The 24,953-nt window shown below is 72.1% G+C and carries 20 protein-coding genes and 1 riboswitch; of the genes, 3 read left to right on the top strand and 17 right to left on the bottom strand.

All coding sequences use genetic code 11. The features are described from left to right. Window positions 1–70: 70 nt before the first annotated feature. The 3 genes from IAG43_RS22575 to IAG43_RS22565 all read right to left on the bottom strand — a co-directional run bounded on the left by IAG43_RS22575 (window position 71) and on the right by IAG43_RS22565 (window position 5,257). On the bottom strand, window positions 71–2,638 hold the full coding sequence (locus tag IAG43_RS22575) for a GmrSD restriction endonuclease domain-containing protein (RefSeq protein ID WP_187742517.1): 2,568 nt from the start codon (window positions 2,636–2,638) through the stop codon (window positions 71–73). A gap of 382 nt (window positions 2,639–3,020) precedes the next feature. Continuing rightward, complete coding sequence (locus IAG43_RS22570) at window positions 3,021–4,064, bottom strand: ParA family protein (protein ID WP_187742516.1); 1,044 nt, start codon at window positions 4,062–4,064, stop codon at window positions 3,021–3,023. After that, window positions 4,061–5,257: an ATP-binding protein gene (locus IAG43_RS22565; RefSeq protein WP_246574508.1), complete on the bottom strand. Its 1,197-nt coding sequence runs from the start codon at window positions 5,255–5,257 to the stop codon at window positions 4,061–4,063. The genes IAG43_RS22570 and IAG43_RS22565 overlap by 4 nt, the downstream gene beginning before the upstream one ends. A 127-nt stretch (window positions 5,258–5,384) precedes the next feature. Between IAG43_RS22565 and IAG43_RS22560 the strand changes: the two genes are divergently transcribed. Together IAG43_RS22560 and IAG43_RS22555 are read left to right on the top strand one after the other, a co-directional pair. Next, window positions 5,385–6,494 (top strand): DNA polymerase III subunit beta family protein, encoded by a 1,110-nt coding sequence (locus IAG43_RS22560; protein ID WP_246574772.1) that lies wholly within the window; start codon window positions 5,385–5,387, stop codon window positions 6,492–6,494. A 302-nt stretch (window positions 6,495–6,796) separates the two neighbouring features. Beyond that, complete coding sequence (locus IAG43_RS22555) at window positions 6,797–9,046, top strand: FG-GAP-like repeat-containing protein (protein ID WP_187742514.1); 2,250 nt, start codon at window positions 6,797–6,799, stop codon at window positions 9,044–9,046. Window positions 9,047–9,111: 65 nt separating this feature from the next. Here the strand turns inward: IAG43_RS22555 and IAG43_RS22550 are convergent, their stop codons facing one another. The 4 genes from IAG43_RS22550 to IAG43_RS22535 form a co-directional block, all read right to left on the bottom strand. Further along, window positions 9,112–10,182 (bottom strand): RICIN domain-containing protein, encoded by a 1,071-nt coding sequence (locus tag IAG43_RS22550; RefSeq protein ID WP_187742513.1) that lies wholly within the window; start codon window positions 10,180–10,182, stop codon window positions 9,112–9,114. A gap of 352 nt (window positions 10,183–10,534) precedes the next feature. Next, window positions 10,535–11,698 carry a cysteine desulfurase family protein gene (locus IAG43_RS22545; protein ID WP_187742512.1) on the bottom strand — a complete coding sequence of 388 codons (1,164 nt, stop codon included), beginning with the start codon at window positions 11,696–11,698 and terminating at the stop codon, window positions 10,535–10,537. Window positions 11,699–12,132: 434 nt separating this feature from the next. Further along, the gene (locus tag IAG43_RS34595) at window positions 12,133–12,504 is read right to left on the bottom strand and encodes a hypothetical protein (RefSeq protein ID WP_246574506.1); all 372 of its coding nucleotides are present in this window, start codon (window positions 12,502–12,504) and stop codon (window positions 12,133–12,135) included. Window positions 12,505–12,530: 26 nt separating this feature from the next. Further along, window positions 12,531–12,683, bottom strand: coding sequence for a hypothetical protein (locus tag IAG43_RS22535; RefSeq protein WP_187742511.1), 153 nt, complete (start codon window positions 12,681–12,683; stop codon window positions 12,531–12,533). A gap of 110 nt (window positions 12,684–12,793) precedes the next feature. On the opposite strand from IAG43_RS22535, the gene IAG43_RS22530 reads away from it, so the two are divergent. Beyond that, entirely contained in the window at window positions 12,794–13,408 is a 615-nt protein-coding gene (locus IAG43_RS22530) for a TetR family transcriptional regulator (RefSeq protein ID WP_187742510.1), read from the top strand. A gap of 134 nt (window positions 13,409–13,542) precedes the next feature. On the opposite strand, the gene IAG43_RS22525 is transcribed toward IAG43_RS22530, so the two are convergent. From IAG43_RS22525 to IAG43_RS22480, 10 genes are all read right to left on the bottom strand, one after another. After that, window positions 13,543–14,433, bottom strand: coding sequence for a thioesterase family protein (locus IAG43_RS22525; protein WP_187742509.1), 891 nt, complete (start codon window positions 14,431–14,433; stop codon window positions 13,543–13,545). A gap of 22 nt (window positions 14,434–14,455) precedes the next feature. Then, window positions 14,456–15,127, bottom strand: a complete 672-nt coding sequence (locus IAG43_RS22520) for a trimeric intracellular cation channel family protein (protein ID WP_187742508.1) — start codon at window positions 15,125–15,127, stop codon at window positions 14,456–14,458. Window positions 15,128–15,183: 56 nt separating this feature from the next. Continuing rightward, entirely contained in the window at window positions 15,184–16,572 is a 1,389-nt protein-coding gene (locus IAG43_RS22515) for an oligopeptide/dipeptide ABC transporter ATP-binding protein (RefSeq protein WP_187742507.1), read from the bottom strand. After that, the gene (locus tag IAG43_RS22510) at window positions 16,569–17,564 is read right to left on the bottom strand and encodes an ABC transporter ATP-binding protein (RefSeq protein WP_187742506.1); all 996 of its coding nucleotides are present in this window, start codon (window positions 17,562–17,564) and stop codon (window positions 16,569–16,571) included. Before IAG43_RS22510 ends, IAG43_RS22515 begins: the two co-directional genes overlap by 4 nt. A gap of 6 nt (window positions 17,565–17,570) precedes the next feature. Further along, the gene (locus tag IAG43_RS22505; RefSeq protein ID WP_187744591.1) at window positions 17,571–18,524 is read right to left on the bottom strand and encodes an ABC transporter permease; all 954 of its coding nucleotides are present in this window, start codon (window positions 18,522–18,524) and stop codon (window positions 17,571–17,573) included. A 10-nt stretch (window positions 18,525–18,534) separates the two neighbouring features. Beyond that, window positions 18,535–19,539 (bottom strand): ABC transporter permease, encoded by a 1,005-nt coding sequence (locus IAG43_RS22500; RefSeq protein ID WP_187742505.1) that lies wholly within the window; start codon window positions 19,537–19,539, stop codon window positions 18,535–18,537. 86 nt (window positions 19,540–19,625) lie between these two features. Further along, window positions 19,626–21,296, bottom strand: a complete 1,671-nt coding sequence (locus IAG43_RS22495; protein WP_187742504.1) for an ABC transporter substrate-binding protein — start codon at window positions 21,294–21,296, stop codon at window positions 19,626–19,628. Window positions 21,297–21,559: 263 nt separating this feature from the next. Then, complete coding sequence (locus IAG43_RS22490) at window positions 21,560–22,366, bottom strand: enhanced serine sensitivity protein SseB C-terminal domain-containing protein (protein WP_187742503.1); 807 nt, start codon at window positions 22,364–22,366, stop codon at window positions 21,560–21,562. Between the two features lie 356 nt (window positions 22,367–22,722). Continuing rightward, window positions 22,723–23,469, bottom strand: coding sequence for an enhanced serine sensitivity protein SseB (locus IAG43_RS22485; protein ID WP_187742502.1), 747 nt, complete (start codon window positions 23,467–23,469; stop codon window positions 22,723–22,725). Between the two features lie 393 nt (window positions 23,470–23,862). Then, the gene (locus IAG43_RS22480; protein WP_187742501.1) at window positions 23,863–24,531 is read right to left on the bottom strand and encodes an AAA family ATPase; all 669 of its coding nucleotides are present in this window, start codon (window positions 24,529–24,531) and stop codon (window positions 23,863–23,865) included. A 216-nt stretch (window positions 24,532–24,747) separates the two neighbouring features. Then, window positions 24,748–24,845: riboswitch (glycine riboswitch) on the top strand. The last annotated feature ends 108 nt before the right edge of the window (window positions 24,846–24,953 follow it).

Here is a 24,953-nt window from a genome sequence, read left to right as displayed (position 1 = left end):
CAGGTAAGTCGACGGCGCGGGTTCGCGGCCCCCGCGTACAGGGACGGGCGCACCCGAGTACCGGCCCCGGTCAGTCCGCTTCCCTGGTCTCCCAGCGGTCCCGGAACCAGGCCAGTGTCTCCGTCAGGAGTGCGCGGTTGCGCGGGTCGTCCAGGATCTCCAGCCGGAAGGCGGGCCGCAGGTCGAGCTTTCCCTCGGGGATGTCGACGCCGTCCATTGTGTTGAGCCGTGCGAGGAGTTCGGCCCGCAGCGCGCGGTCGGTGAACGGCCGACGGGAGGCGAGGTACTGGAACACCACTTCGGCCGTGCCGCCGCGCCCGCTGCCCGGGTAGAGCGTCAGCGGCCAGATGCCCTTGCCGGGGAGGCCTGCCGCACCGAGCATCAGATACGCACTGGTGGTGGTCTGCCCGGCACCGTGCCCGATCCAGCCGCCCAGCGCCTCCCAGGACGCGAGCAGTTCCTCCACGGCCGCCACGGTGGCCGGGCTGTCGTCGGCCGCGAGCTGGCGCCGGAACCGTGCGGCGCGCGTCTCCTCACCGTCTCCCGTCCCGGCGGCGGACGCGTCCTCGTCGCCTTCCTCGTCCGGATCGGCGAGCAGCCGGGCGAGGTCGTCGGCCGACAGCCGCTGCGCGGGATCGGCGGCCCCGGCGGCGGTGAAGGCGATCCCGTCGGCGGCGAGGCGCGCCCGGACGTCGTCGCCCTCGTCACGGGGCGTCGCCCAGCGGAAGCCGTCGGACACCCGCCCCTCGCTGTTGAGCACCCGGTACGCGTTGATCACTCCGGGGGTGTTCGCCAGGTGGTTGCCCACGGCCTGCGCGCCGGAACCGAGGAACGCGGCGAGATCGCCGTACGAGGTCCAGGTGCCGGGCGGCAGCGCGGCGAGGACCTGGTGGGCCAGGTGCCAGTCACGGGAGCGCTCCGCGCGGCGGACGTCCCGCAGCGGGGCGGGCCACAGCACGGCGGCGCGCTCGGCGAGGTCGTCGGCGCGGGCCAGGATCTCGACGGCTCCCCACCGTTCGGCTGCCGCGATCCGCCGGTTCATCTCCAGATGGCTGGCCTTCAGCAGGTCCTGTTTCCGCTCGAAGGGATGATTCGACAGCTCTGCGTTGACCGCCGTGAGCGTCAGGTTTCCCAGCGTGTGCTGGAGCCGGGCGTGCAGGTCCTCCGCGCTCTCACCCAGCATCGTGTCCTCGTCGAGCATCCGCATCCACGCGTCACCGGGCGCCTGGGGCATCACGTGCTCGATGGTCAGATGGGCGGTGGCGAAGTCGACCGGTTCCGGGTGGCCGTGGCTTTCCTCCAGCCGCTGCAGCACGATCCTGCGCTGGTGCGGGCGCCCGTACCGGTAGAAGGGCGCGGTGCGGATCTTGTCCCGCAGCTCGGCGTCGTCGGGCCAGAAGCGGTTGTCGGACGACAGCAGGCGGTGCAGGCCGTCGGCGACGGGGACGTCGCGGGGCAGTTGGGCGGGCACCGACTGGAAGATCCGGTTCAGGTTGTTCGTCGGGATCCGGCAGATCGTGCGGCGCACGAGGAAGCTCTCCACATAGGAGAGGGCGCGGGCGGCGTCCGTGTCGTCGAGCTCCCCCCGGGCCCGCCGGTCGAGCACGAGCATCAGCGCCGGATGCGTCACCACCGCCTGCCAGTCGTGCAGCCGTTCCAGGCAGGACCGCACGGCCGGCGACGGCTCCTCCCGCGGGTGGATCAGCTTGCGGAAGTGGGCGCTGCGCCGGTGGAGTTGCTTGATGTACTCCTCGATCTCGGGCTCGTCGGCCGCCCGCTTCTCGAAGCGCTGCTGCTGCGCGGTGTAGAGGTCCTGGCGCCGGACGCGGTCGTCGCCGTCGAGCACCAGGTTCAGCCACATGAGCTGTTCGAGCTCCTCGTTGCTGAGGCTTTCCTGCAACGGCAGCCAGTACGTCTCGTAGACGTGCTCGCCTCGCGTCCGCAGCTTCATGAAGAGGTAGTTGCGCAGCAGGTCGGCCTGGCTGAGTTTGAGACCGGTGTTGTTCAGCGACTCGAAGATGCGGTGGACGTTGTCGCCGCGCTCGGCCGTCACGGCGACGAAGGTGAGCCGTGTGGTGATCGCCTCCTCGATCCGCAGAGGGTCCACGGGCTCCGCCGGGTCCTCGGCCTGGACGAGCTTGGTGCGGAAGAACTGGTAGGCGGCGGCGACGCGGTCACCCGCACCGTGCTCGGCGGTGGTGCCGTTCACCTGTGCCGCGTACTGCGCGCGGTCGGCCTGCGTCGGCAGCAGACGGAAGCGGTCGGTGCCGTGCATGCGCTTGTTGACGAGGTAGTCCTCCTCGATCCGCTCCGCCTCGTCGCCCCGGTCCCCGGCGATGTGGTCGCGGATCGCGGCCAGCGCCAGGGACAACGTGGTGAGCCGCTGCTGGCCGTCGACGACGAGCCAGCGGTTGAACGTCGGCGCGTTCTGCGGGGACGGCGCGAGGACCACCGAGCCGAGGAAGTGGGTGCTCGCGCCGTCCTCGTTCCCCAGCAGACCGACCTGTTCGAGGATGTCGCGCCACAGCTGGGCCAGTTGCCTCTCCGTCCAGGAGTACGTCCGCTGGTAGAGCGGCACTTGAAACTGCTGCTTCTTGCCCTGGACGAGGTCCGCCAACAACGTCTCTTTGGCCTGCATGGTGGATCCGGCTCCCCGTCGTCTCGTCCGCCCCGGCACGTGCGGACGACGTTATGGCCTCGTAGCGGACGACCGCGGTGTTCCGGCCAAAGTTCCCGCACGGTAAGGAAGATGACCACAACCGCGACGACCGAACCGCGCGGTGTGGCAGCAAGGGCGATCGCCGGCGATACATCTCCGCCGCGCTCTCGGTGACTGACCGGCAGATACGGACCGCAGGGCGGGTACCGCGGGACGCACGCTCGCCACGGCGGGTTGCGCGGCGGTGCTGGTCGTCCTCCCCGCACTCGGCGGCTTCTTCATACTCCCGGTCGTGGCGCGGCGAGAGAGACGGGCTCGCTTGTCTGTGACCGGCTCCCGGGGCACTCGAGGTGAGCGCCTCCTACGGTTCGTCGCCGACGGCCACGGTTCGGGCGAGGACACCCTCGGCGAGGCTGCGGAACTCCCGGAAACAGGTCTGCACATACTTCTGCGTGCTGCCGAGCGCGCCGTCGGCAGCCTTCAGGTCGAACATCGGCTTGCGGGCGTCGTGCGCGAGGGGCATGAGACTCCGGTAGTTGCGGAGGGTTGCGATGCGGTGGCGCTCGTCGCTCGGTGCATGGCCCTTGTCGTCGAGTACAGCCGTCGCGTAGACCCGGGGAATGCGCTGCAACCAGCGTTCGTACGCCTTCACCGGCCGGTCGAGCCGCATCTCCGGCTGCATGATCACGTAACCCAGTGGGCGCATACCGGCAGCCGGAGCGGAGAAGCCGGCGGGCACGCGCGGAAGAACCAGTTTCTGCCAGTCCGCCCGCCAGCTCCGCAGTGTGGGACCGAGGTTGCTGAGGCCCTTGAGGGAGAAGAGGTCGGCGGCCAGCGGCATGAGCACGGTGTCCGCCGCGATCAGCGCAGACCGATTGATCGCACCGAGGTTTGGACCAACGTCGATGAGCACGATGTCGGCCTGGACGGCCTCCGCGGCTTGTTCCATCACCCGGTGGAACGCGGTCGTGGTGCGGATAGCCGCGATATCGCCGGCGAACGTCTTGAACCACTCATTGGACAGCTTGTCCTCGAAGCGACTCAGGTCGAGGCTGCCGGCCAGCAGCCACAGCCCGTCCTGCAGCCGGGCGGGCTCGACATGCGCGACGTCACCCGTTCCTTCCAGGATCGGTCGCACCGCGTCGGCGATGGTCTGCCCACTGCGCACCCGGCCGGTGCCGGGCGAGGCCGGGCGGGAGGAGTCGTCGGCAACGGGATCGGCGGTGTTCTCCCAGAGCTCTTCGATCTCCGTCTCGTCGAGGCACATGGACGTCAGATTCGCCTGGGGGTCGAGGTCCACGGCCAGTACGGTGAGGCCGAGCCTGTGGAACATGTGCGCCAGGTGGTACGTCAGCGTCGTCTTCCCGACCCCGCCCTTGTTGTTGAAAAGCGCGATGGACGTCACGATGCCCTCCGGAGGGTGACCGCCCACGACGAGTCGTCGACCTGGAATTCGGCGGGCGGGTTGCCGTTCCTGGCGAGTGTCGCCTGCACCCTGCCGATACCGCGTCCGAACCTGTTCACGTAGCCGAGCCCCTTCATCGCCGCCGCGAGCGACGGGTTGCGGTAGTCGTTCACACGGTCGAAGTTCCCGTCGTTGACCTGTCCGTACGGGCCACCGGGGTTGGTGACCTCGATCCGGTCGTCGAACCACACGATGCGCACCGGCGCGTAGGACGTCTCGTAGTTGCGGTGCATCAGCGCGTTCATGGTGACCTCCCGCAGGGCCTCCAGCGGGTAGTCCGGGTGCGGCGTCTCCCGGAACCCCTCCTCGACGAGGCGGGTCCGCAGGTTGCTGCGCAGCAGCGGTTCGAGGCGGGCCGCGACCCCCACCAGGTTCTCGCGCAGCTCCTGGTCGTCGGCAACCGGCGCGTCGAGGTCCGTGCCCTGGTAGCGGACGAACTGCACGTACGCTCCGGGGATGCGACTGCTCGGGTCCAGTCCGACGGTGACCAGGCCCACGGCAGTCGGCACGCCGTCAGGGGTGGCGAGGTGGAGCGAGGAGAGTTGGACCTCCACCGGGCGCCCGTTCTCCTCGATGACCTCCGGGCCGACCATGGACGGCAGATAGGCCTGCCGGAACAGGTCCAGGTCCAGGTCGTCGAGCGTCGCCCGGGGCACGGGACGCGAGTCGTACGGGCCGTCAGCGGCTCTGCGGCGTTCCGTGAGGACGCGTTCGTCCTCACGGGTCGCCTTGCGGGTCGTCGGGCCCGGCCGCACCCAGACCACGCCCTCGAAGCGCACGTGCAGCGCGGCGGAGGCCTCCACATGGATGTGGACCACGGGCTTCCCCCGGTACACGGCCGCCCGCACGGTGAAGGAGGGCCGGTCCAGGATCCGTCCGTCGTCCCGGAGGTCGGTGAGGGCGAGCAGCGCGCGGTCGCTGACGTCCACGCCGTCGACCGGTGTGCCGTCGTCCGCGACTCCGACGAGGATGTCACCGCCGCCGCTGCCGGCGAGGTCGTTGGCCATGGCGCAGACGGCGTTGCCGATGGCGTCTCCGCGCTTGCCGTCCCGCTTGGCCGTCCGCTTGAACTCCAGGGTCGGGGACTCGCGCGTGCCGAGGATGTCCGCCAGGTCTGCTTCAGGTCCGTTCACACCGCGTATTGTGCCGGTTTCCTGTGACAGGTGAGCCGAGGGTGGACCACGTGCTCCTCGGCCCGCCTGTTCGCCTTCCGGGGGCGTGGTTGACCCTCGACCTGGTGAAAGGCTCAGGGTCATGGGTGTGGAGAGCGAGATGCGCAGTATCGGCGACATGGCGCGGGACAGCGGACTGAGCGCGAGCGCGCTGCGGTTCTACGACCGGTCCGGGGTTCTCGTGCCCGCCTGGGTGGATCCGCTGAGCGGGTACCGCTGGTACGGGCCCGGGCAGCTGGAGGAGGCCCGGGTGCTGGCCCGCGTGCGCCGGGCGGGCCTCCCGCTCGCGGACGTCCGGCTGCTGCTGGCCGCCTGGTCCGGCGCGGACACGGAGCTCGTCCGGGCCCTGCTCGACGCGCACCTGCGCCGCCTCGAACAGGGCCTGGCCGACGCGCGTGCCGAGTTCTCCGCGATCCGTGCACTACTCGACGACAGGGAGACACCCATGACCTCATCCGGCACGCCCACCGCAGCACACGTCACCGTCCCCGCGGCCGGGCTCGCCGACGCCCTGGACGCGGTCCGCTTCGCGGTGGGCACCGATCCGGCCCTGCCCGTGCTCGGCGGGGTGCTGTTCGACGTAGAGGGCGACGCGGTGCGTGTCGTGGCGACCGACCGCTACCGCCTGGCGGTCGGCGAGGCCCGCACCGAGAGCCACGCCCGGGCGAGGACGACGGCCCTCGTCGACGCACCGCTCGCCGACGCGATGCGCGCGCTGCTCGGCGGCGAGGGCTCCGCACGGCTCACCGTGGACGGAGGCCGGGTGACGCTGGAGACCGACGGCGGCCAGGCGGGCGGCACCTGCCTCGACCACGCGTTCCCCGACTACCGCCGCCTCGTCCAGCTCCCGGCCGGCCGCCGGGCGACCGTGGACGCGGCCGACTTCGGGGAGGCCCTGCGGTCCGGCCCGGTGCGCGTCCATGAGGACGCGGAACGGCCCGGTGTGACGTACGAGGTGAGCGTGGTGAGGGTGGCCGACGAGGACGGAGTCGTCACGGTCCTCGGCGAAGGTGAAGGCGGCGGTGGCGACGAGCACCGCGTCGGCGTCAACCGGGACTACCTCCTGGACGCGCTGGCGGCGGGCGACCGGGACCGTCTGGTCCTGGAACTCGGCGCGCCCACGGCCCCCGTGGTGATCCGGCGGCCGGACGACGCGGGCACGTACTCACTGTTGATGCCAGTGCGTCTGGAGGACTGAGCACGGGCCGGGGAGACCGGGAAGCCGAACCACGGGCCGGGGCGGGGCCGTCGGGTGCGGGTGCCGGTCTGCGGGCGCCGGACGGACGCGGCCGGCCGTCTGTCCCCCGCCCCTCGGGGGCGGCGACGACGCCAGACGTCCCGCGCACCGGTCTCACGATCGGGAACCGGAACAGGCACGCCCCCCGGGCGTTGGTAGCATCCGCTGATCATCGCGGCGGTGCCGGGTCTGGGGAGCCCCGGCACCGTTCGCCTGCGCCAGCGCCGCGTCCCGCAGGCGGTGGCCTTCCAGGGGAGGGTTCCATGAAGCATGCCCGGCCGCGCGCCGCCCGCCATCGTCTGACAGGCGCTGTGGTGCTGACGCTGGCAGTCGGTTCGATCACCTCCACGGCCGGGGCCGTGGCGGCGCCGGTGGCCGAGGTGCCGGACGTGCTCTCGACGGACGCAGCCGAATCAGACGTCGCGCCGGTCGAGCCCGGTTCCGAGGTCGTCTCGGCCGGAGCCACGGGGTTTCTGACCCGGGATCCCGACACGGAGGTGCGCTGGACCCGGTACGCCGACGGCACGAGCACGGTCCTGGGCAAGAGCCCCGTCGCAGCTGACCCTCTCGTGCACGGTGCGGCTTCGGACATCGTCGCGGTCCGCCAGGGCCGGGCGGCCGTGGACCTCCACAACATGGCGACCGGCGCGGCACCGGTCCATGTGGATCTGGGCTACATACCCGGCAGCGCGGAGTACCTCGGTACCGCGGGGTCGGTCGTCGTAGCCTCGTCGGAGACGGCACCCGGCATGGACCAGGTGTATCTGGTCAGGACGAGCGCGTCCTTCCGGATGGTGAACGGCCTGCCGCCCGAGGCGGCTTCGGTGTCCGTGGCGGCGTCGACGGACGGGGCGCTGCTGCTGCTCTACCGTCTCGGCGCGAGCGCCTGGCATGTGGCGGTGGTGGACACGGCGACCGCGGAGGTCACCGAGAGCCACGCGGTCTCCCACACGGGCGGCAAGATCGCCGCGGCGCTGTCGCCGACCCACCTCGTCTGGTTCGACCGGCCCGACCCGTCCTTCGACGGATCGGTGCTCAACACCGTGGAGCGCGGCAGCGGTCAGGTCCGGCGCGTGAACGTGCCCGGGATGTACAGCCCGGTCGTCGGCGTCGCCGGTTCCTGGGTCACGTACGCCCAGAGCACCCCCCTGCTCGCCAACGCTCCCCGCACCGGTGCACCGTTGACGGCCGTGCCCCTCGCCGGGGGGACCGGTGTGCGACTGCTGGACCACGTCACGACACTCGTTCCCGGGCCGGGCGGAAGCCTGCTGGCCATGGGCGGCAGCCTCGCGACCGGAGAGGGCGTCTACCGCATCACCGGCGGCACGAGCGCCCCGCCGTCCGCCGCCCCGGTGGGGTCCACGGGGGAGCCGACCCAGCTGACCCTCCTCGGCCACGACATACCCCGGGTGGCCGACCTCGACGAGAACCAGGGCCGGCTCCCGATGACCTGGCGCCTGTCGCACCTCAGCGTGGAGCTGACCTACCGCATCCGCCACCTCGCCACCGGCCGGACCCTGCAGTTGGGCGGGGATCCGTTCGACCCTCTCAAACCGAGGGCGCAGGAGCTGGTGTTCAGCTGGAGCGGGCAGCTGCGCGACAACGGGCGGACGGTCGCCGCTCCGAACGGGGAGTACTCCTGGGAGCTGACGGCCACGGCGCTGAGCGGTATCGGCGCGCCCGTCACGGTCGGCGGGACGTTCACGGTGAAGCGGACTCCGGGACCGCACGACTACACCGACAACACGAGCCCCGACCTCCTCGCCCGTGACACCTCGGGCAGGCTGTGGCTGCAGGACACCACCTTCGATGCCGCCGAGGGAGGGCACAATCACCCGCCGGAGCGGCTCGTCGGCGGCGGCTGGCAGATCTACAACAGCGTCGAGGCCACCGGCAACATCGCGGGAGGCGCGGCCGGCGACCTCGTCGCCCGCGACAAGGCGGGAGTCCTCTGGCTCTACCAGGGCCGCGGCGACGGCACGTTCACCACCCGCGTGAAGATCGGCGGCGGCTGGCAGGGCTACACCCGCATCGCGGCCGGCAGTGACCTCACCGGTGACGGACGGGCCGATCTCGTCGCCACGGACAGCTCAGGGGCCCTCTGGCTCCACCGGGGCACCGGCAACGCGGGCGCGCCCTTCGCGGCCCGGACGAAGGCCGGCCTCTCCGGCTGGCAGCAGTTCAACAGCATCGAGGCCACCGGCAACATCGCGGGAGGCGCCGCCGGCGACCTCGTCGCCCGCGACAAGGCGGGAGCCCTCTGGCTCTACCAGGGCCGCGGCGACGGCACGTTCACCACCCGCGTGAAGATCGGCGGCGGCTGGCAGGGCTACACGCACCTGGTCGGCGCGGGGGACAGCAACCTCGACGGCCGCCCCGACCTGTACGCCACCACCCCGTCCGGTCACATGTACTGGTACGAGGGGACCGGCAAGGCGTCCGCGCCCTTCGCCGGACGGGAGCCGTCGCTCGGCGTCGGCGGCGACCAGACGTCGTACGACGACTACATCTGACGCTCGTCCCGCAGCAGGGCGCGCCCGCCCCGCGGACGGGCGCGCCCCGCGTGCCGCGGTGGGTGTCAGGCCGCGCAGCCGGTGAACTCGGCGCCGGTGCGGGCGAGGTAGACGCTCGCGCCGCCCTGGGTGTCGCTGGTGAGCGGGACGGTGACGGTGTCCTGGGTCTTCCAGGGGTAGCCGCCCGCGTCGAAGGTCCACTCACCGGTGACCTCGGTGGCGAGCGCCGCGAGGGCCACCCAGCCGTAGTGGGCGGGCGGCACCGAGACGGTCAGGCTGTTGCCCAGGGTCTCCCTGAGGTCGTAGGAGACGCTGCCGGTGATGGTCTGGCTGACGGTGGCCTGGAGGGCGCCCGGTGTGCCGCCGCTCACGCCGGTGGTGAACTGGATGCCGAGCGTGCTCGTCCAGCCGCTGCTGGTGGAGAGCGTGAAGGTCCACTGCACCGGCTCGGGGGTGCCGTTGTACCAGACCGGGGAGACGCACTGCCTCGGCAGCGGCTCCGCGGGGGCCTGGACGCCCTTGCGCCAGGTGCAGGTCGACGCGTCCTGCTGGCAGCGGACCGAGGCGAAGTCCACGGCCGCCTCGAAGGCCGCGGGGGACGCCGACGCGGGCAGGCGCCACTTCTGGGCGGCGCTTCCGTTGCAGGTGTAGGTCTGGGTCCAGGCGTCGTCGTACTGGGCGCCGAGCACGATGTCGAGGCACTTGTGGGTGCCGGCGTTGCGGATCATGAAGGTGTTCGCGGCGCCGGTCACCGGCTGGAAGTACCAGCGCTGGGCGGAGACCCCCGAGCAGTTCTGCTGGCGGAGCGGGACACCGACCGCCGCGCACTTGCCGGTCGTGTCGTTGACGAGGGTGAACGAGCCGTTGGCCTGGAGGTCGGCGGTCCACTGCTGGTGGTAGCCGGGCGCCGAGTTGGTGACGAGGAAGACGCCTTCCCCGGTGTTCCCGTTCTGTACGTCGAGGTTCCGGCCGCCGTTGACCGTGGTGAGCGTCAGTCCGCTCAGCGCGGTCACGGCCGTGCCGGCGCCGTCCGCCTCCGCGGCCGCCGTGGGAGCGGCGGGGAGAAGGGCCGCGGCGAACGCGGCGGCGAACGCGGTGAGCGTTCTGAGCAGGTAGGGGCGCTTGCGCGGTGTCATCTCGGATACTCCCGGTCGGGTTGGGTGTCCAAGGCCCGGACGCCGCGGCGGGCGGGGGCCGGACGGTCGGGAGTCATGCACATGTCATATCGCATCGCGTACTGCCCCCCGGCTCTCCCCCTCGCGCACGCAACTGCGTCGCGGCCTTCCTGATGCGCATCCTGCGGGACGGCGCACCGATCCGGAGGAGCATTCCGGATAGCTGTCCGAGAAGCAGGCGGAAGGCGGCCGAGACCCGACCCGGTGCGCGCCCGCGCACGCCCCCCGCGACGAGGGTGCGGCCGCGCGCCCGTTGCCGGAGGCGGCCGCGCACTCGATCCCCCGGGGGCGGCCGCGCGCCCGCCTCGCACCGTCAGGTCAGACCCGCCGTCCGCGCCCGCTCCACCGCCGGGCCGATGGCCCGGGCGACCGCGTCGACGTCCGCCTCGGTGGAGGTGTGGCCGAGGCTGAAGCGGAGGGTGCCGCGGGCGAGGTGGGGTTCGGTGCCGGTGGCGAGGAGGACGTGGCTGGGCTGGGCGACGCCCGCGGTGCAGGCGGAGCCGGTGGAGCACTCGATGCCCTGGGCGTCGAGCAGCAGCAGAAGCGAGTCGCCCTCGCAGCCCGGGAAGGTGAAGTGGGCGTTGGCGGGCAGGCGGTCGACGGGGTCGCCGCCGAGGATCGCGTCCGGGACGGCCTCGCGGACGGCGTCCACCAGCCGGTCGCGGAGCGCGCCCACCTCGCGGGCGAACTCCTCGCGCCGTTCGGCGGCGAGCCGGCCCGCGACCGCGAAGGAGGCGACGGCGGGGACGTCGAGGGTGCCGGAGCGCACATGGCGCTCCTGGCCGCCGCCGTGCAGCACGGGCACGGGGCTGTACTCGCGGCCCAGCAGCAGGGCGCCGATGCCGTACGGGCCGCCGATCTTGTGCCCGGAGACGGTCATCGCGGCGAGCCCGGAGGCAGCGAAACCGACGTCCAGCTGACCGAACGCCTGCACGGCGTCGGCGTGCAGGGGAACGCCGAACTCCCGCGCAACGGAGGCAAGTTCGGCAACGGGGAAGACGGTGCCGATCTCGTTGTTGGCCCACATCACGGTGGCCATGGCGACGTCGTCCGGGTTCCTGGCGATCGCCTCGCGCAGGGCGTCGGGGTGGACCCGCCCGTGCGCGTCGACCGGCAGGTACTCCACCGTCGCGCCCTCGTGCTCGGCGAGCCAGTCCACGGCGTCGAGGACGGCGTGGTGCTCGACGGGGCTGGCGAGAACGCGGGTGCGGGCCGGATCGGCGTCGCGGCGGGCCCAGTAGAGGCCCTTCACGGCGAGGTTGTCGGCCTCGGTGCCGCCCGAGGTGAAGACGACTTCGCTGGGGCGGGCGCCGAGGGCTTCGGCGAGGGCTTCGCGGGACTCCTCGACGGTACGGCGGGCCCGGCGCCCGGCGGCGTGCAGTGCGGACGCGTTGCCGGTGACGGCGAGGTGGGCGGTCATCGCCTCGATCGCCTCCGGAAGCATCGGAGTCGTCGCGGCGTGGTCGAGGTAAGCCATGGTGGCCCCGATTCTACGAGGCGGTCCGAGGGGCGCGGACGCGGCGCAGGGTCGCACGCCGGTCGCGGCCGCGCGCGGGGCGCGGAGACGGTCGCGGAGAGAGCACCGAAGGGGGTGAGGAGGGGGGCGAGGAGGGGGTTGCGGAGAGGGGGCGCCGGGGCGCGGGCATGAGGTCCGATGGCGCGGACGGCGGGTTCCGCACGGGGTGAGGGGCGCCTTCCGCCACGCCGGTGCGGGGGCGGGTACGCCGGAAGGGAACGGCGGGTTCCGCCGGGGAGGCGGCGGGCACCGCAGGAGGCGCGGAGGCGGCTCCCGCAGCGCAGAGCGGCGGCTTGGGCCGGTGGCCTGCTGCGGTCCGCGGAGGGCTTCTGCGCCAGGGACCGGGGGGCGGCTCTCCCCCGGTGGCGGCTGACCGGCCGCCGCGCGGCGGCCGGTCAGCCGCCGAAGCCCCAGACGACGGAGCCGTTCGCCGTGACCAGGACGGCGAGGACCACGAGGTCGGCGACGCCGAGCCCGAGCCCGAGGAGTGCCCGGCCGCGGCGGGCGGTGCCGCGCAGCAGGGCGAGGGAGGCGAGCACGATGGCGGTCGGCCCGAGGACGATGTTCATGACGAGCAGTCCGGTGAGGCCCAGAACGAAGGCGGCGACGGCCATCCCGTCTGCGTCCCGGGTGCCCGCGGGCGCGGCGGCCTGCGGGGCGGCAGGCTCCTCCGGGCGTCGCTCGGCCGCCTCCTCCCCGGCGGCGGGATCGGGGCCCGCCGGTCCGGACGTGCGGGCGGCGGGTCGTACGAGGGTGTCGGTGCGCATGGGTTCTTCTCCTTCCGGTCGATGGGTCAGCCGCGCCGGGCGCGGCGCTCGCGCACGGCGAAGACGATCAGCCAGCAGCCGATCACGGTGCCGGCGACGAGGGAGGCAGAGGCGGGGAGCTGGACCACGGCGCCCAGCATGATGCCCATGACGAGGAGCGCGGCGACGAGGATGATCACGGCCGTCCTTCCGGTGGACCAGTACGTATCAGAGGTTTCAGAGTACGTATGTTCACTGACTGAGGAGTCTACTCTTCCCAATTCGAGATAACGGTTGTTTACTGAATGTCATGAGTCACACCGTCGGCGTCCGCCAGGCCCAGAAGCAGAAGACCCGCCAGGCACTTCTGGACGCGGCACTGCGCCTGCTGGAGGACCAGAGCCTGAGCAGCGTGGGACTGCGCGAGGTCACCCGGGCCGTGGGAGTCGCCCCGACCGCCTTCTACCGGCACTTCACCGGCATGGCGGACCTCGGCGTGGCCCTGGTCGAGGAGGCCCTGGGCTCGCTGCACGCGACGATCGGGGAGGCGCTGAGGGAGCCGGCGGACGAGGACCGCATCGACCGCACGGTGGCCCTCGTGGCCGGGCTGGTGCGCACCTCCCCCGCGCATGTGCGCTTCGTGGCGCGGGAGCAGCACGGCGGTGTGGCGGCCGTGCGCACGGCGATCGCCGAGCAGTTGGCGCGGTTCGCGGACGAGGTGGCCGCGTTCTTCGCCGCCGAGCCCGAGTCGGCGGGATGGAGCGAGGACGATCTGGAGATGCTCGCCGGCCTGTACGTGGACCACATGGTGATGACCGCCTCGGCGTTCCTGGAGGCGGGCCCGGGGGGCGAGGAGCGGGTGAGCGCGCTGGCGCGGCGGAGGCTGCGGCTGGTGACTCTGGGCCGCCGGCACTGGCTGGACTGAGGCACGAGGGGCGGAGAACACGCGCGGTGCGGGGCATGAGGCACGCACCGCGCCCCCCGTCCGGTGGACGGGGGGCGCGGTGTGGTGCCGTGCGATTCCGGGGCAGGCGCAAGGCGATGCCGCCCGCGGCGGGGTCAGGCCGTGCGCGGCGCCTTGGCCAGCTGGCGGGACTGGGCGACGAGGCGGCCGGCCGAGTCCCAGACCTCGGCGTCCTCCTCCAGGAAGCCGCCCGCCAGGTTGCGGGTGGTGATGGAGACCCGCAGCGGACCGGGCGCGGGGCGGCACCGCACGTGGGTGGTCAGCTCGACCGTCGGGGTCCAGCCCGTCAGCCCGAGTTCGAACGAGGTCGGCGGCAGCGCGTCCACCGTCAGCAGCAGCGAGAGCGGGTCCGCGTCCCGGCCGTCGGCCAGTTGGAACCAGCCGCGCATCTCGCCCTTGCCCGAGGGCGCGCCGATCGCCCAGCCGACGGTGGCCGGGTCGAGCCTGATGTCGAGGCGCTCGGTGATGGCGGAGCTGCCGGGGATCGGGGCGGGGCCGTCGGACGGCCCGAAGCAGTGCTCGATCGGCGCGATGACCGGCGGCTCGGCCGAGGTGCGGACCTCGTCCGGGAGCGCGTCGAGGTCGCCGTAGGTGGCCAGGACGCGGATGCGCTCGACCTCGGTGCCGTCCTCCGCGAACTGGAAGAGGGACGCCTGGCCGGTGGAGAGGGTGCGCCCGGTGCGGACGACCTCGGTGCGGATCACGGCGGGCCCGGGACGGGACGCCGTGAGGTAGTGCGCCGAGACCGAGAAGGGGTCGGCGTGCGGGAGGGCGTCGCCGAGCGCGCGGCCCAGCATCGCGAGCAGGTAGCCGCCGTTGACGGCGTGGATGATCGTCCAGCCCGCCGAGAGCTCCGCGTCGTAGACGCCGGGCTCGCGGCGGACGACCGCGGTGTCGCGGTCGAACTCGCTGTCGCCGACGGTCGCCTTCGCCGTGCGCGTCCCGCCGGTCGTCGTCCGCACCGCCGTCTGTGCTGCCTCTGCCATGCCGGTACCGTACAACAAACAATTACTGAGCGGTAGCTTTTTCCTCGGTGGCGGCCGAGCGCCGGTTCCAGGCGCGCGGGGCCCGCCAGTGGTAGCGCATGGCCAGCAGCCGCAGGGCGAAGGCGGTCACCACCGCGATGCCGCTGGTGAGCGCGTTCAGGGCGTCGAACTGGATGCAGAGCACGACGATGGTGGCGCCGACGATCGCCGGCACCGCGTACAGGTCGCGGTCCCAGCGCAGCAGCGAGGGCACCTCGTTGGCGAGGACGTCGCGCAGCACACCGCCGCCGACGGCCGTCGCGAGGCCCAGCGCGGCGGAGGAGGTGAGGTTCAGGCCGTACTCGTACGCCTTGGTCGTCCCGGTGACGCAGAACAGGCCGAGCCCGGCCGCGTCGAAGACGTTCACCCCGACCTGGATGCGCTCCACGTGCGGGTGCAGGAAGAAGACGAGCACGGTGGCGACCAGGGGGGTCACGAAGTACCCGAGATCCGTGAAGGCGGCGGGCGGTACGGCCCCGATGATCAGGTCGCGGATGAGCCCTCCGCCCAGCGCCGTGACCTCGGCGAGGACGGCGATGCCGAAGACGTCGAAGTTCTTCCGTACGGCGAGCAGCGCGCCCGAGATCGCGAAGACGAAGATCCCGGCGATGTCGAGCGCGTGCTGGACGGAGGGCGTGAAGAGTTCTTGGAACACCGGACAGTTCTACCGTGCGCGTCGCTGTCCGGTGTTCCCGGGCGCTCCCGAGTCCGTCAGGCGGACTCGGAAGCCTCCTTCGCCTGCCCCTTGGCCACGGGCTCGTCGGCGGCGGGCTTCTCCGCCGCGGGCTCCTCGATGGCCGGCTTCTCCGCCACGGCCTCCTCGGTGACGGCCACCTCCGCGGTGCCGCCCGCCTCGGAGCCCTCCGGCCCCTCGGCGCCGGTGTCCCCGGCGTCGTCGCCGGAGCCGCTCGCGGCCGCTTCGGCGGGGGCCTCACCGGAGGCGTCCGCGTCCGCGGCGGGAACCGCCCCGTCGGCGGCCGGACGGGGCGCGGGGACGGCGACCGCGGCGGACGCCGGGTCCGTCACCGTCTCGGAGACCGCGGCCTCCTTCGACGCCACCGCCTCCGTCGCCACGACCGCGTCGATGCCGGTCGAGCGGGTCTGCACGACCGTGCCCTCGTCGATCTCGCGGGCGTAGTGGCAGGCGACCTTGTGCCCGTCGCCGAGGTCGGTCAGCGCCGGACGCTCCACCGCGCACTTGTCCTGCGCCCACGGGCACCGGGTGTGGAAACGGCAGCCGGCCGGAGGGTTGGCCGGCGACGGCAGGTCGCCCTGGAGCAGGATGCGCTCCCGCCGGTCCTCGATCTCCGGGTCCGGCACCGGGACCGCCGACATCAGCGCCTTGGTGTACGGGTGCTTGGGCCCCTCGTACAGCACGTCGCTCGGCGCCTCCTCGACGAGCCCGCCCAGGTACATCACGCCGATGACGTCGGAGATGTGCCGGACGACGGCGAGGTCGTGCGCGATCACCAGGTAGGTGAGGCCCAGGGACTCCTGGAGCTCCTCCAGCAGGTTGATGACCTGCGCCTGGACGGAGACGTCCAGGGCCGAGACCGGCTCGTCGCAGATGATCACGTCCGGTTCGAGGACGAGCGCCCGCGCGATGCCGATGCGCTGGCGCTGACCGCCGGAGAACTCGTGCGGGTAGCGGGAGAGCGCGTTGGCCGGCAGGCCGACCTTGGCGAGGATCTCCTTGATCTTCTCCCGGCGCTCGGCCTGGTCCTTGCCGATGCCGTGCGCGGCCATGCCCTCGGCGAGGATCGACTCGACGTTCTGCCGGGGGTTGAGGCTGCCCAGCGGGTCCTGGAAGACCATCTGGAGACGGCGGCGGAAGCGGCGCATCTCCTCGTCGGGCAGCTTCGCCAGGTCGGTGCCGTCGAAGACGACCTCGCCGTCGGTGACGTCCACCAGCCGCAGCACGGCCCGGCCGAGCGTCGTCTTGCCGCAGCCCGACTCGCCGACGAGCCCGTACGTCTGACCGGCCTCGACCTTCAGGGAGACGCCGTCGACCGCGTAGACGTGGCCGACCGTGCGGTCGAAGAAGATGCCCTTCTTGACGGGGAAGTGGACCTTCACACCGTCGAGTTCGAGCAGACTCATGCCGAGACCTCCGCCTGGTTCTTGGGAAGGACCGGGTTGACGCAGCGCACCTGGTGGCCCGCGGCGCGTGGTTCGGTCAGTTCGGGGGTGCCCGTCAGGCACTCCATCGTGTAGTGGTCGCAGCGGGGGGCGAAGGCGCAGCCGTCGGCCCAGGCGATCCGGTCGTTGATGGAGCCGCGGATCGGGCGGAGCGGCTCGCCGCGCGGGGCGTCCAGGCGCGGGATGGAGCCGAGCAGCCCGTGCGCGTACGGGTGGGTGGGGTGGGCGAACAGCTCGCGCCGTGCCGCGGATTCCACCGCCCGTCCCGCGTAGAGCACGTTGACCTGGTCGCACAGGCCGGCGACGACACCCAGGTCGTGGGTGATCATCAGCAGGGCGGTGCCCTCCTGGTCGACCAGTTCCTTGAGCAGTTCGAGGATCTGGGCCTGGATGGTCACGTCGAGCGCGGTGGTCGGCTCGTCCGCGATCAGCATCCGGGGCGCGCAGGCCACGGCCATGGCGATCAGCGCACGCTGGCGCATGCCGCCGGAGAGCTGGTGCGGGTACTCCTTGAGCCGCGTCGGGTCGGGGATGCCGACCCGGTCCAGCAGGTGGGCCGCCTCCTTGCGGGCGGCCTCCCCCTTCAGCCCGCGGTGACGCTGGAGGATCTCGGTGACCTGCACGCCGATCGGGATGACCGGGTTCAGCGAGGACAGCGGGTCCTGGAAGATCATCGCGAGCTGGCTGCCGCGCAGGTCGCGCCGCTTCGCCGGGCTCATGGACAGCAGGTCGGCGCCGTCGAAGAGGGCCCGGCCGCCGATCCGCACGCCCTTGCCCGGCAGCAGGCCCATCAGCGCGAGCGAGGTGACGGACTTGCCGCATCCCGACTCGCCGACGAGACCGACGACCTGACCCTGGTCGACGTCGAAGGAGACGCCGTCGACCGCCGTGGAGTCCTTGCGGCCCTTGGCGGTGAAGGTGACGCTGAGTTCGTCAACGGAAAGCAGTGCCATGGGACTTCAGCCTCGCAGCTTCGGGTCGAGGGCTTCGCGCATGGCCTCGCCGAGCAGGGTGAAGCCGAGGGCGGTGATGATGATGCCGATGGCCGGGTAGGCCGCCATCATGGGCTCGTTGTCGAAGAACCGCTGCGCCTGGGAGAGCATCACGCCCCACTCGGGCACCGCGGGGTCGGGGTTGCCGAGGCCCAGGTAGGAGAGCGCCGCCGCCTCGATGATCGCGGTGGCGAGGCTGAGCGTCGCCTGGACGATCACGGGGCTGAGCGAGTTCGGCAGGATCTGCGTGAGCACGATCCGCCGCTTGCGCACACCGAGCGCCTTCGCCGCGAGCACGTAGTCGGCGCCGCCCTGGGCGAGCATCGAACCGCGCAGCATGCGGGCGAAGACGGGGATCTGCACGACACCGACGGCGATCATCACGGTGGTCAGGGACTGGCCCAGGACCGCGGCGATCGAGACGGCGAGCAGCAGGCCCGGCAGCGACAGCATGATGTCGGTGATGCGCATGATCACGGTGTCGACGCGCTGGCCGACCCGTCCGCCGAGCGTGGCCGCCGCGCCGGACAGGATGCCGACGAGCGCACCGACGACCAGGCCTATCAGCATCGAGACGACGCCGACGAGCAGGGTCTGGCGCGCGCCGACGAGCATCCGGGAGAACAGGTCGCGGCCCAGGTGGTCGAGGCCGAACCAGTTCTCGCCGCGCATGCCGACGAACTTGCCCTGGTTGGGGAAGACCTCGCCGCGCCAGGTCTGCGCGGTGGGGCTGTGCGGGGCGATCCACGGGCCGATGATCGCGAGCACCACGAAGACGGCGATGACGGCGGCGCCGATGATCGCCATCTTGCTGGAACGCAGCCGCCGCATGGCCTCGCGCCACAGGCTGGCGCCGGTGGTGGCCTCGGAGGTCTGCATCAGCTCGGCGAGCCGGTCGATCTTGTCGGCCTTCTTGGTCATGGTCGTCACGTCAGTGCACCCGCACTCTCGGGTCGATGATGCTGTACGCGAGGTCGACCAGCAGGTTGATGAGGACGTACACCATCGCGATGAAGAGGATGAACCCGACGAGCACCGGGTAGTCGCGGGCGTCGATCGAGGTGCGGATGAAGGAGCCGATGCCGCCGAAGGAGAACACCGACTCGGTGAGCACCGCGCCCGACAGCAGGCTGCCGGTCAGCAGGCCGACGGCGGTGATCACGGGGAGCATGGCGTTGCGCAGCACGTGCCGGCCGCGGACGACGCGCTTCTCCAGGCCCTTGGACTCGGCGGTGCGGACGTAGTCCTCGCCGAGGACCTCCAGCACGCTGGCCCGGGTCATGCGCACGATCACCGCGAGGGGGATGGAGGCGAGCGCGACGGCGGGCAGGATCAGGTGCATGATCGCGTCCCAGCTCGCGTCGAACTCACCGGTGAGCAGGCCGTCCAGGACGGCGAACCCGGTGACGTCCGTCGCGTTGAGGCCCGTCGAGAGCCGCCCGTAGCTGGGGAACCACTGGAGCTGGACGGCGAAGATGCCCTTGAGCAGCAGCGCCAGGAAGAACACCGGGATGCAGATGCCGAGCAGCGACCCGGACACCGAGGCCACGTCGAGCCAGCCGCCGCGCCGCTTGGCGGCCAGGTAGCCGAGCGGGATGCCGACGAGGACGGCGATGAGGATCGCCGCGATGCTGAGCTCCACCGTCGCCGGGAAGCGCAGGGCGAACTCGTCCCACACCGGCTGGCCGGTCTGGGTGGACGTGCCGAGGTCGAGCTCGACGATGCGCTTGAGGAAGCGCCAGTACTGGACGTAGACGGGCTGGTCGAGGCCCAGTACCCGGTTGATTCTCGCCACTTCGGCTTCGGTCGCCCGCTCGCCCAGGATCGCTGAGGCGGGTCCGCCGGGCAGTCGGTTCAGCCAGAGGAACAGCAGGACCGACAGGCCGAGCAGGGTGGGAATGAGCTGTAGCAGTCTTCGTACGACGAGTCGCAGCACCCCGCATGCCCCTTTCTCACGTGCGTCGAAGCGGGTCCGCCCGGCCACGGAGGTGCTGTGGCCGGGCGGACCCGCAGGGTTTTCGATTACTTGAAGGAGACCTCGGCGAAGTTCTCCTGCGTCAGCGGGGAGACCTTCGGCGGGTTGACGTTCTTGCCGAACGCGATGGCCGGCGGGGAGGAGGAGATCGGCACGCCCGGGGCGTAGGCCATGATCGCCTCGTTGGCGGCCTTGTAGGCGTCGACGCGACCCGCGGGGTCGGTCACCTTGGAAGCGGCGTTGACGGCGTCGAAGACCTTCTGGTCCTTGAAGCCCCACTGCTTGTCGTACCCGGCGAACCAGGTGCCGATGAAGTTGAAGCCGTCGTTGAAGTCACCGGTCCAGCCGAGCATGTGCAGGGCGCAGGAGCCCGCCTCGGTGGCGTCCAGGTAGTCCGGGGCCCACTTCATGGCCTTCGGCTTGACGGTGATGCCGGCCTTCTCCAGGTCGGCCTTCATCAGCTCGAACATGTCCTGCGGAGCGGGCATGTACGGGCGGGTGACCTCGGTCGGGTAGCAGAACTCGACCGTCAGCTTCTCCTCACCGGCGGCCTTGAGGAGCTCCTTGGCCTTGTTGGTGTCGAAGGGGTAGGTCTGCACCTTGTCGGAGAAGCCGGCGACCGTGTCGGGCATGAACTGGGTCGCGGCCTTGCCGCCCTCGGGCAGCTGGGTCTTGACCAGGTTCTCGCGGTCGATGGCGTGGGTGATGGCCTGGCGGACCTCGGGCTTCTTCAGCGCCGGGTTCACCTCCTGGCTCATACCGACGTAGAAGATGTTGAAGACGTCACGGGTCGGGACCTGGTAGCCCTCGCCCTCCAGCGTCTTCACATCGGCCGGGGCGACGAGGTCGTAGCCGTCGATGTCGCCGGCCTGGAGGGCCTGGCGGCGGCCGTCCTCGGTGTCGATCGTGCGGAAGACCAGGTTCTTGACCTTGGCCTTCTCACCCCAGTAGCCGTCGAAGGCCTCGAGCGAGACCTCCTTGTTGCCCTTGTTCCACTTGGTGATCTTGTACGGGCCGGTGCCGGCGACCGTGCCGGCCTCCTGGCTGTACTTGGGGTACGTGATCGCGTCGCCCTTGGCGGTCGCGTCCTGCTTCTCGTACTCCTTGAGGGCCTTCGGCGAGTGGATCGCGAGCGCCTGGAGGGAGAAGCCGCCCGGGAGGTTGGCGGAGGGCTCGTTGACCTCGATGACGGCGGTGTTCTCGTCCTTGGCGGTGCAGGACTTGAAGTTCGCCTTCGGGGCCTCGGGGTCCTCGTTCTTCGCGAACCCGCCCATGATGGTCTGCCAGTAGTAGGAGACCGCGCTGGACTGGTACGTGCCCTTCCAGTTGAACCAGTGGTTGTAGTTCGCGCAGACGGCGGCGGCGTTGAACGCCTCGCCGTCGTGGAACTTCACGCCCTGGCGCAGGTTGAACGTCCAGACCTTGCCGGCCGGGTCGCTGGACCACTTCTCGGCGAGACCGCCGACGAGCTCGCTGCCGCCGGGCTCGTGCTCGAGAAGGGCCTCGAACGCCTGACGGGTGACGCGGAACGTCTCACCGTCACTCGCGAGGGCCGGGTCGAGGGAACCGGGGTCACCGGCGCCGGCGAAGACGAAGGTGTCCTTCGCGCCGGCCTTGTCACCGCCCTCGCCGCGCTCGGAGGAGCATCCCGTGGCAACCAGTCCGACAGCGACGGCTGCCGTGATCACCCGAGCAGCTCGGGACTTGAGTATTCGCATGGGTCCACCCCTGGTTCACCATGTGGAAGGTCTTGACGGCCGAACACTACAGATCAGGGGCACGACGGTGAACAGTCCGGATAGCGGTGATACCTACCTGAGACCCGGACACTCAACAAACCGGTCATATCCGGGACATCCTCCCCCGGCCAGTTAACACCCTTGACATCTGGACCAGTTCGAGGATGGGTGTTCGAGCCGTATCTCATCCCTTGGGCGGGTCGAGCTGACCGGGGAGCGGACAGGGAGCGGACGGGGACGGATCAGCGCAGGCCACCGGCCGCGCCGGGCTGCGGGTAGCCGTATCCGCCGCCCCCGGCGGCGGGGCCCCCGGCATGCGCCTCGCGGTCGTAGAAGGGCCGCGCGTTGGCCCGCATCCACATCGTCACGGGGTCGTACTCGTCGGCCAGGGCCACCGTGGAGACCGGCAGGCCCTCCGGGACCGCGCCGACGGACTGCTGCATCATCACGCGCACCGACTCGACCGCCTGCGGACCGGTGTCGTACAGGTCGAGGCCGACGGCGAGGTAGGCGGGGCCGACCGCGGGCTGCACCCAGGCCCGGCGCAGCGAGCGCACGGCGGGGGTGCGGTGGGCGGTCTGCGTCAGCAGGGCGTAGAACTGCGGGATCTCGACCGCCGGTTCGGACAGGCGCAGCGGTCCGGCCGGCATCCGGTCGAGACCGGAGGCGATACGGCGCAGATCCAGCCAGGGGATGCCGACGCCGCCGCCCTGGGCGTGCGGGTTGAGCCAGACGCCCCACCGCTCCGGGAAGAGGATGCGGGCGATGTCCGGACCGCTCACGACCTCGTGCGCGCGAGTCCAGCCGGAGGCCGTGAGCTCCTGCGGGGAGGTGACGCAGGGGGCGTAGCCCACGCCGTCGACCTCGATGTTCCCGTACTGGGCGTCGGGCGAGCCGGGCTGCCCGTGCCACAGGAGCATCCAGAGCCGGCCCCCCGCCGGATCGGCGAGGGCGCGCAGCAGCGCCTCGTACGCGTCGTAGCGCCCGGGAGTCACCTGGCGCAGCATGTGCTCGACCTGCCCGGCCGCCGCGGTGCCTGACGCGCTCACCCTGGATTCCGCCCCTTCGTCCTGCACGGCGGCGCGATGCGCGCCTTGCCGCCCGTCGTGTGCTGCTGGTGCCCTGTCCTGCTGGTACTGGTGCTGGTGCCCTGTGCTGCTCGTGCCGTGCCGTGCCCTGTACTGCTGGTGCCGTGCTTCCGCCGTGCCGGTCGTGCTCTGCCGTGCCGGCGTGCTCCGCCGGTCGTGCCCGTGCCCGTTCCGCCCGGTCCGCCCGGTCCCGGCGGCCTTACGGACCGGCGCCCGGGCCGTCCCGCACCGCCGTCCGCCGTCGCCGACGGGCCGCGGGCAGGTCTGTTCAGGCCATCAAACCAGCTTAATCGGCAGTTCCGACACAGACCTGGCGTCTATCGCGGAAGTCGCTCGTAGAAGGGGCGGACCCGCTCCAGCATCCAGTCGGCGACGGGGTCCTGCGCAACGTCCAGAAGGACGAGGTTCACCGGCCACGGCACCTGGACCCGGCCCAGCGCCCGGCCGAGGGCGTCCATCGGCGCGTTGCGGTCGGCGCCTTCCCAGGACGAGAGCCGCACGCCGACGAAGAGGGCGGGCGCCTCCCCCTCGACCGAGGCGAGGGCGCGGCGGGCGCTGAGGACGACGCCGGACGCCTCGAACTCACCGGCCGCGGCGGCGAGGAAGTCCACCGGCTCCTCCTGCCAGTCCGGCTCGAAGAGCCGTACGCGGCCGCCGGAGGCGGGGCCGTCCAGCGGGGTCCGCCCCGCCCTGCACAGTTCGGCCACGGCGGGCGGGGGGAGCGGGACGCCGACGGCGCCGCCCGGGTTCACGGCGATGCCGAGCTGCGGGGGGAGCCCCCGGGCGAACTCCCGGGCGGGGGCGACGGCGAACGGCATGTGGGCGCCGACCGTGGCGAGGAACTGCTGCTCGGAGCTGAAGACGGGAACGTAGGCGGCCCCGTCTATCTCCGTGGTCGGCAGGTCGAGGTCGCGGCTGTCGGCGCTCCCGCCGTTGGGCAGCGGCACCCATATGTGACTGCGCCCGAGCACCTCGACGATGCGTCCGCCGGCGGCGGGGTTGCCGAGGGAGGCGGCGAGGGTCTCTTCCAGCTCGTTTCCGGGCCAGCCGTGGTGGTTGTCCATGCGCGTCGTCTCTGTCTTCCCGGTCGTGCCCGGGGACGCTCCCGGGGCCGCTCCGACTGTAGCGGGGGGCCTCTCCTGGCGGGGGGGCCTCCCGGGGTGTGCTTCCGGGGCGGGCGGCGCCGGGTGCAGGGCCCCCTGGACGGGGGCGGTCACGGGGCGGACGGCTCCGGACAGAGGGGCCCGGGCAGGAGGCGGTCACGGGGCGGGGCCCCCGGGCGCCTGCCTGCACGCGTGCGCGACGCCTTGCGGGGGCTCTGCCCCCGAGCCCCCGCGCCTCAATCGCCGGCGAGGCTGACCATTCAGCCTCGCCGGCGATTGAGGCGCGGGGTGCGGGGCGGAGCCCCGCCGGAGCCGGGCCGCCCCCGCCTCCGGCCGGGTCAGCCGGAACGTGCCTCAGGCGGGGCCGAAGGCCAGCGCCCGCAGCGCCGCCGCCGCGTCGCGGTCCAGGAGCACCGCGGAGGAGCAGCCGGCCGGCAGGCGGCCGGCCTCCGCGTCGGCGACGAGCCGGCCCACGGCGCGGCGGTGGCGGGCGAAGGCGTACCCGGAGACGCCCCGGCCCCGCTCGCGCTGCCCGTCGCGGGCGACCTTCGGCGGCACGTCGAGCAGCAGCAGGTGGAGCTCCCGGCCGCGCCGCGCCGCCTCGCGGGCGAGCCACCGGCGCACCCACGCCTGCGTGCCGCAGTCGTGGACGACGACGCTCGCGCCGGAGCGCAGCGCCCGCCGCAGGCCGGCGTAGTGCGCGAGGCGCACGAGCGGGCGGTAGACCGCGTACGGCAGGCGGCCGGGCATCGCCGCGTCCCAGCGGTCGCGGGTGTCCTGCGAGTCGATGCCGAGTCCGCGCGCCGCGCGCTGGATCAGCGTGGTCTTGCCGCTGCCGGGCAGGCCGGAGACGACGACCAGGTCGCCTTCGCCGAACACCAGGCGCGCCGGGCTGCGGCCCGCCCGCTCGCGCAGGTCCCGCAGCACCGGCGCGGGCGTGTCGAGCAGGCCGCGGACGGGCACGCCCGGGCGGGCGGGCACCCCCGTGGCCGCGGCGTACGCCTCGGACCTCTGCAACGTCATCAGGCTCCCCCTTGTCGCGTCGTCCGACCCTTGCCCATTAACCTGACCCATGAAGTGTAAAGAATTGGTAATACGATTCCACTGATTTCGGCACCACGGGCGCGTTCGGCGTCACCGGCCGCGTGCGGCCCGTCACACATCGCTGCCTTCCACCGCACTCCCCCACTTCGCCCCCGGGCATGCAATGATGTGCGCGCCAACTCCATACAGGCCGCTCGAGTCCGCGCGGGAGAGTCCCTGCCACCAAGTGTGGCGGGCGCCGAAGGAGCAAGTTCCTCCCTTGAATCTCTCAGGCCCCGTACCGCGCGCGACGAGGCAGATCTGAAAAGCGAGCCGTGCCCACGGCCGGCTCCACCCAAGGTGCAAGTCACGACCATCCGTACGCGGGGTCGCGGCGAACCTCTCAGGTTCCGATGACAGAT

Source organism: Streptomyces genisteinicus (genome assembly GCF_014489615.1).
GTDB lineage: Bacteria > Actinomycetota > Actinomycetes > Streptomycetales > Streptomycetaceae > Streptomyces > Streptomyces genisteinicus.
Note: the sequence above shows the minus strand (reverse complement) of the source record. Positions and strands in the feature narration are given on the sequence as shown.